The organism is Sporacetigenium sp. TC11, from assembly GCF_058146105.1.
Map to the genome: position 1 here is coordinate 147,859 of NZ_JBYVNY010000004.1, position 11,888 is coordinate 159,746.

The 11,888-nt window shown below is 29.2% G+C and carries 12 protein-coding genes and 3 other annotated features; of the genes, 2 read left to right on the forward strand and 10 right to left on the reverse strand.

The window, feature by feature from the left end; genetic code table 11:
* Positions 1–49: 49 nt before the first annotated feature.
* Positions 50–271: a binding site (T-box leader), on the reverse strand.
* A 56-nt stretch (positions 272–327) separates the two neighbouring features.
* From ACUSRV_RS08505 to ACUSRV_RS08515, 3 genes are read right to left on the reverse strand one after another with little or no spacing between them, the layout of a single operon-like run.
* Positions 328–1,122, reverse strand: a complete 795-nt coding sequence (locus ACUSRV_RS08505) for a TrmH family RNA methyltransferase (protein ID WP_490141513.1) — start codon at positions 1,120–1,122, stop codon at positions 328–330.
* Between the two features lie 4 nt (positions 1,123–1,126).
* Entirely contained in the window at positions 1,127–1,792 is a 666-nt protein-coding gene (locus ACUSRV_RS08510) for a potassium channel family protein (protein ID WP_490141514.1), read from the reverse strand.
* Positions 1,793–1,808: 16 nt separating this feature from the next.
* Positions 1,809–3,191, reverse strand: coding sequence for a TrkH family potassium uptake protein (locus tag ACUSRV_RS08515; RefSeq protein ID WP_490141515.1), 1,383 nt, complete (start codon positions 3,189–3,191; stop codon positions 1,809–1,811).
* Positions 3,192–3,415: 224 nt separating this feature from the next.
* On the opposite strand from ACUSRV_RS08515, the gene ACUSRV_RS08520 reads away from it, so the two are divergent.
* Positions 3,416–4,294, forward strand: a complete 879-nt coding sequence (locus ACUSRV_RS08520; protein WP_490141516.1) for a cation diffusion facilitator family transporter — start codon at positions 3,416–3,418, stop codon at positions 4,292–4,294.
* 26 nt (positions 4,295–4,320) lie between these two features.
* Here ACUSRV_RS08520 and rplT read toward each other — a convergent pair whose 3' ends face one another.
* The 3 genes from rplT to infC form a co-directional block, all read right to left on the reverse strand.
* Complete coding sequence (gene rplT / locus ACUSRV_RS08525; protein ID WP_490141517.1) at positions 4,321–4,680, reverse strand: 50S ribosomal protein L20; 360 nt, start codon at positions 4,678–4,680, stop codon at positions 4,321–4,323.
* Between the two features lie 64 nt (positions 4,681–4,744).
* The gene (gene rpmI / locus ACUSRV_RS08530) at positions 4,745–4,942 is read right to left on the reverse strand and encodes a 50S ribosomal protein L35 (RefSeq protein ID WP_490141518.1); all 198 of its coding nucleotides are present in this window, start codon (positions 4,940–4,942) and stop codon (positions 4,745–4,747) included.
* Between the two features lie 26 nt (positions 4,943–4,968).
* Positions 4,969–5,478, reverse strand: a complete 510-nt coding sequence (gene infC, locus ACUSRV_RS08535; protein WP_490141600.1) for a translation initiation factor IF-3 — start codon at positions 5,476–5,478, stop codon at positions 4,969–4,971.
* A 23-nt stretch (positions 5,479–5,501) separates the two neighbouring features.
* Positions 5,502–5,632 (reverse strand) — a sequence feature (ribosomal protein L20 leader region).
* A 206-nt stretch (positions 5,633–5,838) separates the two neighbouring features.
* On the opposite strand from infC, the gene ACUSRV_RS08540 reads away from it, so the two are divergent.
* A complete protein-coding gene (locus ACUSRV_RS08540; RefSeq protein WP_490141519.1) occupies positions 5,839–7,239 on the forward strand; it encodes an ATP-dependent metallopeptidase FtsH/Yme1/Tma family protein in 1,401 nt (466 codons plus the stop codon).
* Between the two features lie 38 nt (positions 7,240–7,277).
* Here ACUSRV_RS08540 and thrS read toward each other — a convergent pair whose 3' ends face one another.
* The 4 genes from thrS to ACUSRV_RS08560 form a co-directional block, all read right to left on the reverse strand.
* Positions 7,278–9,197 (reverse strand): threonine--tRNA ligase, encoded by a 1,920-nt coding sequence (gene thrS / locus ACUSRV_RS08545; RefSeq protein ID WP_490141520.1) that lies wholly within the window; start codon positions 9,195–9,197, stop codon positions 7,278–7,280.
* A gap of 54 nt (positions 9,198–9,251) precedes the next feature.
* Positions 9,252–9,463 (reverse strand) — a binding site (T-box leader).
* A gap of 70 nt (positions 9,464–9,533) precedes the next feature.
* Positions 9,534–10,139 (reverse strand): DUF445 domain-containing protein, encoded by a 606-nt coding sequence (locus tag ACUSRV_RS08550; protein ID WP_490141521.1) that lies wholly within the window; start codon positions 10,137–10,139, stop codon positions 9,534–9,536.
* 100 nt (positions 10,140–10,239) lie between these two features.
* Positions 10,240–11,043: a sporulation protein YtxC gene (ytxC, locus tag ACUSRV_RS08555; RefSeq protein ID WP_490141522.1), complete on the reverse strand. Its 804-nt coding sequence runs from the start codon at positions 11,041–11,043 to the stop codon at positions 10,240–10,242.
* 3 nt (positions 11,044–11,046) lie between these two features.
* Positions 11,047–11,808, reverse strand: a complete 762-nt coding sequence (locus ACUSRV_RS08560; protein WP_490141523.1) for a DUF6873 family GME fold protein — start codon at positions 11,806–11,808, stop codon at positions 11,047–11,049.
* Positions 11,809–11,888: the final 80 nt, after the last annotated feature.

Sequence of the window (11,888 nt, forward strand, 5' to 3'; positions counted from 1 at the left end):
AATAGATATTAAATATATTTATTGAAACAAAAAAAGCCCTTCATCCCAAAGTAGGGACGAAAGGCTATATTTTCCGCGGTACCACCCTAATAGTCTAATAAATTAGACCACTTATAAGAACTTAACGCGTTCATACGTCAAAGCCTACTTAAATTTCAACTTTGAAACTCCAGAGCGAACTTCCATTGATTTCTTAGAAAGTGCTTCCAGCCTAGTCACTTTTCTCTGTACCAAGTTTAATCAAAGTACTTTTCTCTTTCATTGTCTTTTTTATATTAGTATTTATGCTATAAAATTATATCACAGTAAATTACTACTTACAATGTATTATACTAAATATTTTTTAATTTCATACATTAATATTCCTGCACTTATAGCAGCATTTAAAGACTCTGCATTTCCATATATAGGTATTTTAACTAGGATATCAGACTTTTCTATTATTTCATCATTTATCCCATTAGCTTCATTTCCAATAACTAAAGCCACTTTATTTCCATAATCTACATTATTATAATAATTCTCAGTATCTAAATAACTAGATACTATGTTAAATCCATTATCTTTTAGAGCTTTCATGGCATCTTCTTCATTTAAGCTAATAGTTTTCATATTAAATATAGATCCCATTGTAGACCTTATAACCTTAGGATTGTATATATCTACACTTCCTTTTAAAGTTATTATTAAATCAACTCCAGATGCGTCTGCTGTTCTTATTATAGTTCCCATATTACCTGGGTCTTGTATTCTATCTAATATAACTACAAATTTTGTTTCATCCTTTATTAAATCTTGTAATTTATCTTCTTTTGCATTTATAACTGCTAGAATTCCCTGAGTATTTTCTGTATCTATTAAATCTTTAAATAACTTATTAGTAGTTTTATAAATAGGTATATTTCTAGATTTTAATGTGTCTATAATAATAAATTCTTTTTTAGTTACAAAATCATCATTAAATACAACATAATCTATACTAGCATTGCAATCTATAGCTTGGGTAATTATCCTATATCCCTCTATTATATATTTATTTTCTGAGTATCTAGTTTTTGATTTTAATAATGACTTAGTATATTTTATTTTTTCATTTTCTTTACTACTTATTTCTATTATCATTTAGTTATCTCCTAAAACTATTATCATCTGGTGTAATATGACTTATCTTATTGTTACTTCCTATAACTACTAATATGTCACCAAGTCTTAATTGTTCATCAGGGGATGGCGTAACATTTATATCTTTCCCATGTTTAATAGCCAAAACTGTAACTTCAAATTTAGCTCTTAAATCTAACTCCTTTATAGTGTTACCTACCCATTCATTTGGAGCTACTATTTCAACTATAGAATACTCTGGGTCTAATTCTATATGGTCTAGTATATTATTCGATACTAAGTTATGTGCAACTCTAACTCCCATATCTCTTTCTGGGAATACAACTCTATCTGCTCCTATTTTATACAATACTTTAGCTTGTAATTCATCCATAGCTTTACATACTACTTGTGGTACTCCCATTTCTTTAGCTATTAACGTAGCCATTATTGATGCCCTTGTATCCGACCCTATTGCCACTATAGCTACATCAAAATTACCAAGTCCAATAGATCTTAAGGCATTTTCGTCTGTAACATCTACTATTGCGGCATGAGTAACTTTATCAGCTATATTTTGTATTGTATCTTCATTTTTATCTATAGCCATAACTTGATGTCCAAGTAAATTCATAGTAGTAGCTACAGAAGACCCAAACCTTCCACATCCTATAACAATATATTGTCTCATAATATATCTCCCTTCATTATCCAACTATTATTTTTCCCTCAGGATATTTTATAATTTGTTTATTTCCTCTAGCTGCTATAGCTATAAGTATCGTAAGAGATCCAACCCTTCCAGCAAACATACAAAGCATTATGACTATCTTTCCTACAGTATTTAAATTAAAGCTACCTCCAATAGTAAGCCCTACTGTAGCAAAAGCTGATACTACTTCATATAAGGATTCAACTACATCAAATTCCGGCTCAAATATAGTCAATATCAATGTAGCTGTAACTACTATTGTAATAGCTATGAAAAATATTCCTATAGCCTTATTTACTACTGAATAAGAAATTCTTCTATTATATACCTCTACATCTTCTTTACCTACTATGAAAGCTTTAACTGTTAATATTAAGGTAGCTAGTGTAGTTGTCTTTATACCTCCACCAGTTGATGCTGGAGATGCACCTATAAACATAAGTATTATCATTATAAATGTTGATGCTTGGTTTAACTTTGTCAAATCTAAAGTATTAAATCCAGCTGTTCTAGTAGTTACAGATTGAAATAAGGAACCAAGTAACTTACCTTTTATAGATAAGTTTCCTATAGTATCTGGATTATTATATTCTATGGCAAATATTAATATAGTTCCTAGTATTATCAATATAGCGGTTGTAGTTAATACTATCTTAGAATGTATTGAAAGTTTAGAAAGTCTTCTGTTCTTCAATATATCTAATATAACAGGAAATCCTAAACCGCCCAAAATTATAAGTCCGCATATAGTTAAACTTATAGTTGCATTATTTACATAAGAAATTAAAGAACTATACTTGCCACTTACTCCTCCCATTAAATCAAATCCTGCATTACAAAATCCAGATATAGCATGGAATATACTGTACCATATTCCCTTTGTTATCCCAAATTGAGGAATAAATACAGTCGATAAAAGCAAGGCTCCAAAACCTTCTATAGTAAATGTTATAAGAAATACATATCTGCTTAATTTTACTAATCCGGATAAATCAAAATGATTTAGTGCTTCCTGTATTAAAAGCCTCTCTTTTAAGTGTATCTTCTTTTTAATTATAAGTGCAAGCATAGTTGTAACAGTCATAAATCCCAATCCACCAACTTGAATTAATGATATTATAACTATTTGTCCAAATAAAGTCCAATGGGTTGCTGTGTCTGCAACAATTAGCCCTGTAACACAAACCGCAGATGTTGCTGTAAATAAGGCATTTAAAAAACCTATGCTATTCCCGTCTTGGGACGCCATAGGTAGTGTTAAAAGTATTCCACCTAAAATAATTACACCTGCAAAACCTAAAACCATAACTTGAGCAGGAGATAAACGATCAAATATTTTTGTATATATCCCTACTTTATCTCCTATAGGGTTTTTCATATCTTTTTCACTCCTTTTATTTATATCTACGTAATAAGAATAGATTATATATTATAAAAATTTTAATGTAAAGTATCAAAAAGGTATATTCTCAGCTATATTTAATCTTTATTGGTATTATTCGCAGTTTTTTAATAATAATGCTATTTATTCCTCTTTTAATCTCACATTTTATATTTCTTAAAATATAATAATACTATCAAATTAATAAAGGGGTTTTTATAATGAGACAAGGATACTATACTCAAACAATAAATATATTAATTATTATATTTATATTTAATTTCATAGTTGCATTAGCTAAGGTTATATACGGATACACCCATAGTATAAGTAGTATGACTGCAGATGGGTTTCATTCTATATCTGATGCTGTATCTAATATAATAGGTATATTTGCTATAACGTGGGCATCTAAACCTGCTGATGACTGCCATCCATATGGTCATGATAAGTATGAAACCTTAGCCTCTCTAATTATAAGCATTTTATTATTTTTTATGTCTTTCGAAATAATATCTCAATGTATAAATAGAGTCCTTAATCCCACTTCCATTCATATAGATAAATATAGTTTTATAGTTATGATAGTATCTACTATAGTTAATTACTTTGTATATAAGTATGAATATGCTAAGGGCAAAGATTTAAAAAGCGATATACTTATATCAGATTCTATGCATACTAGAAGTGATATAGCTGTTTCAATTTCTGTTTTTATAGGTTTATTTGCTATAAAGTCAGGTTTTACATTCATAGATATATTTATATCAATAATTATATCTATAATGATATTAAAATCAGGATTCGATGTTTTACTTTATTCTTTAAAAGTATTTTTAGATCAAGCTATGCTAAATAAAAATGATATTTATAATTTTGTTATGAGTATTCCAAACGTTGTGTTTTGTCATAAGATAAGATCTAGAGGTAAGGAAAATAATATAATAGTAGACCTTCATATAGGAGTCAATCCTGACATGAGTATTAAGGATGCTCATGATTTATCTCATATTGTGGAGGGTATGATAGTAAGTAAATTTACAGGAGTATCTGAAGTTATAATTCATTTAGAACCTGGAAAAACAAAGAAAAGTACCTGAGTATAACTCAGGTACTTTTCTTATTATTAAGCAGCTAATTTTTCTTTAGCAACAGATACTAATTGAGCAAAACCTTCTGCATCATGTATAGCCATTTCAGCTAACATTTTTCTGTTTACTTCTATTCCTGCTAGTTTTAATCCATTCATGAATTTTGAATAAGATAATCCATTTAATCTAGCACCAGCATTTATTCTTTGTATCCATAATTTTCTAAAGTCTCTTTTTCTTAACTTTCTACCTACATAAGCATTTCTTAATGCCTTCATTACGAATTGATTAGCAGGTCTGAATAATTTACTTCTTGCTCCTATGAAACCTTTTGCAAGCTTTAATACTTTTTTATGCTTTTTACGAGCATTCATTGCCTTTTTTACTCTAGCCATGGTTACGCCTCCTTTGTTTTCTACTTTAGTTCCTAAGTTTTATAATATAAACTTCCATCCGGATTTATATATATGGTAATAATTGAGCTATTCTTCTTGCATCGCCCTCAGTAACTATACCTGATTTTCTTAATTGCATTTTAGTTTTAGCACTCTTCTTAGTTAATATGTGTCTTCTAAACGCCTTAGATCTTTTTAATTTTCCACTTCCTGTTGCTTTAAATCTCTTAGCAGCGCCTCTATGAGTTTTCATTTTTGGCATAGTGGTTCCTCCTCTCAAGTTTTAGTCTATTTTTTTGGTTCTATTATTACAACCATATTATTGCCTTCAAATGCTGGAGCTTTACTTGGTGTTCCAAACTCTTCTATTAATGCTATAAAGTTAGTCATAACTACTTTACCTATATCTTTGTGTCCTAATTGTCTTCCTCTAAATCTTAATTCCACTTTAACCTTATCGCCTTTTTGTAAGAACTTTATAGCGTGGTTAGCTTTAGTGTTTAAGTCATTTTCTTCTATACCTGGTCTTAGTCTTATTTCTTTAAGACTTACAGTTTTTTGTTTCTTTTTAGATTCTTTTTCTTTTCTAGATTGTTCATATTTAAACTTGCCATAATCCATTATTCTACATACTGGCGGATTAGCATTTGGTGATATTTTTACTAGATCTAAGTTTTTGCTATTAGCTATTTCTTGAGCTTCTTGAGACGACATTATCCCTAGTTGCTCTCCTGTATCTGATAGCACTCTGACTTCTTTATCTCTTATTTCATCGTTTAATGGCAGTTCTTTACTAATGGTAGGACACCTCCAACTATAATTTTATATAAAAAAAGCGAATGACAGAGTCATCCGCATAAGTTACATAGCAATTCCATAAGTAATAGTAACTATTATTAACCTTACTAACTTTTGTTGTAAGGTGAGAAGCGGATAACTTCTTCTTGTTCACATCAACTACCTTATAAAATATATCATTATATAAAAGTTTTGTCAACTTTTTTTAAAAAATACGTTATATTTTCTCTTTATGGCAATACTTTTTATTATATTATTACTATTTTAGTGTAATTTGGAAAATATTTAAATAATATTATTTGGCAATAAAGGCAACAATAAGTTTAAACAAAAATACCATATTATTTGAGGTGCATGATTATGAAAACAATAAAAGAAATCTTAAAGAAAATCAACGTACCTGTTCCAGCATTTGCTCAAACAAAAATGGAAAAAGAAACTCAACCTGATGACTCTAGCTACACAAAACCTAAAACCACATTTAAAGATGTAGCTGGTCTAGAAGAAGTAAAAGAAGAACTATTTGAACTAGTGGACTTTATAAAAAACCCTGAGAAATATAAGAAAATGGGAGCTAAGATTCCCAAGGGTGTTTTATTTTATGGTCCTCCTGGAACAGGTAAAACATTACTAGCATCCGCTGTAGCTGGAGAAACTAATTCTGCTTTTTTCAATGTTACAGGTTCAGAATTCGTTGAAAAATACGTAGGAGTTGGTGCAAAAAGAGTTAGAACTTTATTTGAAAAGGCTAGGAAAGAATCTCCTAGTATAATATTTATCGATGAAATTGATGCCGTTGGTGCAAAAAGACATCTTGAAAGCAACAACGAAAAAGATCAAACTCTTAATCAATTACTTGTAGAAATGGATGGCTTTAATAAAGATACAAATGTAATAATAGTAGGTGCAACTAACCGTCTTGACTTATTAGATGAAGCATTATTAAGACCCGGAAGATTTGATAGACATGTACACATAGGGAATCCTAACTATTTTACAAGACATGAAATACTAAAAGTTCATACTCAAGATAAACCTATAGACCCAACTGTTAATTTAGACATGTTAGCTAAAAAAACACATGGATTTAATGGTGCGCATCTCGCAAATATAGCTAATGAAGCAGCAATCCTTGCGGTTAGAGATAATAGCACTATTATAACTCAACTTCACTTTGATAAGGCTATAGAAAGAGTTATAGCTGGTCTTGAATCAAAAAATGCTAAATTAATAGAGAAAGAAAAGAAAATAGTATCTTATCACGAGTCAGGGCATGCTTTAGTTAGTAATGCACTAGGACTAAATCCTATACAAAAGGTATCTATAATACCAAGAGGTCAGGCATTAGGATACGTTTTACAACTTCCTGATGAAGACAGATTTATATATACAAAAGAAGAATTATTGGGTAGAATGAAAATATTATTAGCTGGAAAAGCAGCAGAAGAGTTAATATTTAATCATCAATCTACAGGGGCAAAAGACGATTTAAAGAAGGTTACTGACATTGCAACTCAAATGGTGTGTGAATATGGTATGAGCAGCTTCGGATATGTGACATTAGATGGAAACCAAAAAACACTATTATCAGAAAAAATACAAAAAGAGGCAAATAATATAATAGACGGATGTTATAAGGAAACTCTAGATTTGTTAAGTAAAAGTATGCAAGATCTTCATATTGTATCGCAACATTTATTCGAGAAGGAAACTATGACTCATGAAGAGTTAAAATCTTTAATAACTAAAGTAAGTATATAAGAAAAGAGGTGTTAGATTTCTAACACCTCTTTTTTATATTAAGCTTGAATTATATTAGATCTTTCTTCAATTTCTTTTAATATATCATTTAAGAAACTTTCTATGTTTACAGAACCTAACTCACCTTTATCTCTTGAACGAACTGAAATTTCATTATTTTCTGCTTCTTTTTCCCCTACTACTAACATATAAGGTATCTTTTCCATTTGAGCTTCTCTTATTTTGTAACCTATTTTTTCTGCTCTATCATCTATTTCTACCTTTATACCCTTTTCAAATAATTTAGCTCTTACTTCTTTTGCATAATCATTGTATTTATCTGATATAGGTAATATTTTTACTTGTACCGGTGCTATCCATGTTGGGAATTTACCAGCATAATGCTCTATTAATATACCTATAAATCTTTCTATACTTCCAAATGCAACTCTGTGTATCATTACTGGTACATGTTTTTCTCCATCTTTTCCTACATAGCTTATATCAAATCTTTGCGGAAGTTGCATATCTAATTGTATAGTACCACATTGCCATGTTCTTCCTAAGCAGTCTCTTAAATGGAAGTCTATCTTAGGTCCATAGAAAGCCCCATCACCTTCATTTAATTTATATTCAACGCCTAAATCTTCTAAAGCTTCTCTTAAACCATTTTCAGCTGCTTCCCACTCTTCATCTGTACCCATAGATTTTTCTGGTCTAGTAGATAATTCTAAGTGATATTCGAATCCAAAAGTTTTATAAACTCTATCTATTAAATCTACAACACCTTTTATCTCATCTTTTATTTGCTCTGGTAACATAAATATATGTGCATCATCTTGAGTAAATGCTCTAACTCTCATAAGTCCGTGTAATGCTCCAGATAATTCATGTCTATGAACCCTACCTACTTCTCCAACTCTCATTGGAAAATCTCTATATGAGTGTGGTTTAGATTTATAATATATAAGTCCTCCTGGACAGTTCATTGGCTTTATAGCAAAGTCTTGCTCATCTATTTGTACAGTATACATATTTTCTTTGTAGTTATACCAGTGTCCTGAAGTTTCCCATAATGCTCTGTTTAATATTATTGGAGTTTCTATTTCAACATATCCATCTTTTTTGTGTATTTCTCTCCAGAATTTTAATAGTTCATTCTTAAGTTCCATACCTCTTGGTAAGAATAATGGGAATCCTGGTCCCTCATCAGGTATTGTAAATAATTCTAATTCTTTTCCTAATTTTCTATGGTCTCTTTTCTTAGCTTCTTCTAATAAATGTAGATATTCATCTAAGTCCTTAGACTTTTCAAAAGATACTCCATATATTCTTTGTAGCATCTTATTTTTTTCATCTCCACGCCAGTATGCACCAGCTATATTTAGAAGTTTTACAGCTTTTACTTTTTTAGTAGATGGTAGATGTGGTCCTCTACATAAATCAGTAAAATCTCCTTGTTTATAAAAAGATAGTGTTTCTCCTTCTGGAAGATCATTTATTAACTCAACTTTGTAATCTTCTCCCTGTTCTTTCATTAACTTTAAAGCTTCTTCTTTTGAAATTTCAAATCTCTCTAAAGTTAAATCTTCTTTAGCTATTTTTTTCATTTCTGCTTCTAGTTTTTCTAAATCTTGTGGAGTAAGTCTGTGCTCTAGATCTATATCATAGTAAAATCCATTTTCTATAGCAGGCCCTATAGCAAGTTTAGCCTCAGGATATACCCTTTTTATTGCTTGAGCTAAAATATGTGCACTTGTATGTCTAAATATTTCTTTACCCTCTACATCGTCAAATTTGTATAAACTTAAGTCAGCATCCTCATTTAATTTATAATCAAGTCCTACTACTTTTTCATTTACAGATGCCCCTACTATACTTCTAGCTAATCCTTCACTTATAGATTTAGCTACATCCATTATTGATGTTCCTTTTTCATATTCCTTTACTGAACCATCTTTTAAAGTAACTTTTATCATTTAATTCTACCTCCTTTTGAATAATTACAAAAACAAAAAACTCGCCCCATGAAATCATGGGACGAGTATATCGCGGTTCCACCCAAGTTGGCATAAGCCCTCTTGTAAGACTATAAGGTCGTCACCCGAATACTTTCACTGTGCACAGTTACTAAATTCAGCTCCAAGGTAGTTTTCAAATATCCATATTTAGATGAGCTTTCAGCCGGTGACTCATCGTCTCTGTAAACTGGGTTTATTTTACTTTTCCTCTTCATAGCAAATTATTCGAAATATTTTAATAACATACTACCATATATAGTATTATTAATCAAGTACAATTTTTATATACATAATTTATATGTACATAGCTATTAATCCTTGAATTATTCCTATTAAAAATCCTAAAACAAGACCTAATACTTCAATATGCTTTAATTCTTGTTTAGCTATACTTAATATCATATCCTCAAGCTTTTCTAAATCGAGCTCATTTATTTTATCTTCTATCATTTTTTGTATATTTACTCTATCCGTAGCTCTGTGCACTAATTCTTCACTTAAATCTGTAACTGTAGCACTTACTTCTTGTTCTACTATGTCATCTAAATAACCCTGTATTAATTCTTTAAATGTACTCGGGATAAATACAGGCATTTTATCGCTTATGACATTGTTTATTTTAAGTTTTATATACTTAACTATTCTATCTCTATCTTCTTCTTTTAGTACCTCATCTACTATTTCATCTAAAGATATTAATTCATTTTGTACTATCTCACCTATATTTTGTGCTATTTCCCCTCTTCTCTTAGGTATAAGTCCTAATATTTCTATATTCAGTATAGGTATTCTTATTGGATTTATAGGTCTGAATATTAGTTTTATAGCCAATACATTGGTTATCCAACCTATTATCCCTCCTATTACAGCCAAGAAAAGTATAGTTGCTATATTTCCCATATTATCATCTCCTTATTTGAGATTAATTCTTTTAGATGATAATATATATTTTATATATTAAACTAATTTTTTTCAATATAAAAATAAAAAACAAAGAGCATTATGCTCTTTGTTGAATTATGACCTTATCCCCAAATATGGATTTTACAGTTTCTACAATCTCCTTGGATACATTATTTTCCAAGTTATCATATATTACTATTTGTTTAGGACACAACGTCAGCAATGTGCTTATTAAAAAATCTTCATAGTTTAAATTTTCTTTTAAAACCATATTTATTATATCTTCATTATTTTTATTCTCTAAAATATTATCGTCTCTATCACATAATATAAATGATCCATCTTTCAATATATGTACTTTTAGTATATCTATTTTTTCTTCTTGCATCTCTACAAAATACTTGAGTACATTTATAAACTCATCTTGATCTTTCTTTATTAAATATTCTTCTAGTCCTCTATCACTAAGCTTAGATATGTAATTTAAAAAATCCTTCATCCTAAATTTAACAAATCCATCTATGTTTATATGGTTGTTTTTAGATATGTAATCATATACCCTATTAAATATACTTTCTTTTATAAAAGTCTCCTTTTTATTAAAAAGATCTAGCGAATGTCTATAAATACCTTCTATTTCTTCATCATAAATTTCACTATATATTTTTTGTATGTTTTCTTTTAATAGCTCTTTTTTTACTATATGTATAAGTGTGTTTGTTATTTCTGATGCTATTCTTATTTTTGTTGTCTCTTTCTTATTCTCATCAATATATACATTTACTTCCACAAAACCATTATCATACTTAACATCTTTATTAAATGTACCCGACTCAATAAAATTTTGAAGAGCACCTTTGTGTTCACTTAATATCCTAAGATGTATGTCTCTATATGGCAAAATTCACCACTCCCTTCTGGTCATAAGAGGAATTATAGATCCCAAGTCCAATAGAGTATTATTACTTAAACATTTAATCTTTTTATTTCTTGTGCTTAAAAACTCCTTTATTTCCATATAGTTAGGATGTTTTGTTATATCTCCAGAAAAGCATATAGCATCCTTAGATATTAAACCACTACAACCTCCTATAAATCCATAGTTCATATCAAATAGATCTATACTACCTTCTTCTATTAGTAAGCAGTTAATATCGTGTTTTATAACTTCTGAATATATACCTTCATCTGATGTTATTATAGAATTTTCATCTACTATACATATAGAGCATTTAGAGTATCCTTGCCTTACATTTATTCTTATCATTTTATTATTATTTATGTAATCTAATATATTTTTTTCTGTATACTGGAAATTGTGGATTGCATACTTCCCTAAAATTGCTACATTATACTGAATATTATAAGGATATTTACTTCTAATATATTCTGTACCTTTTATTATATGAAAGTTATATTCTTTTAAAGCTTCTACATAATAATTATATACATTAGGGGCTACTACTATATTTCCTTTTCCTAAATAACAAACACAAATATCTGGATGATACTTTATAGCTTCATAAGTTTCTCTACATTCACAAGTTTTTATTATATCTATATTTCTGTTTTGTAATTGGTATTCCATATCTTTAGGAATTCTTTTATCTACTAACATTAGACTTACATTATTTTGAGGAATAAATGGAGTATCGCTATAATGCATAATCTCACTTCCTTATCTTAATTTTGGAAAATATCCCATGTTTTTATACATATAAAATTAATATATTATATGTATAAAAA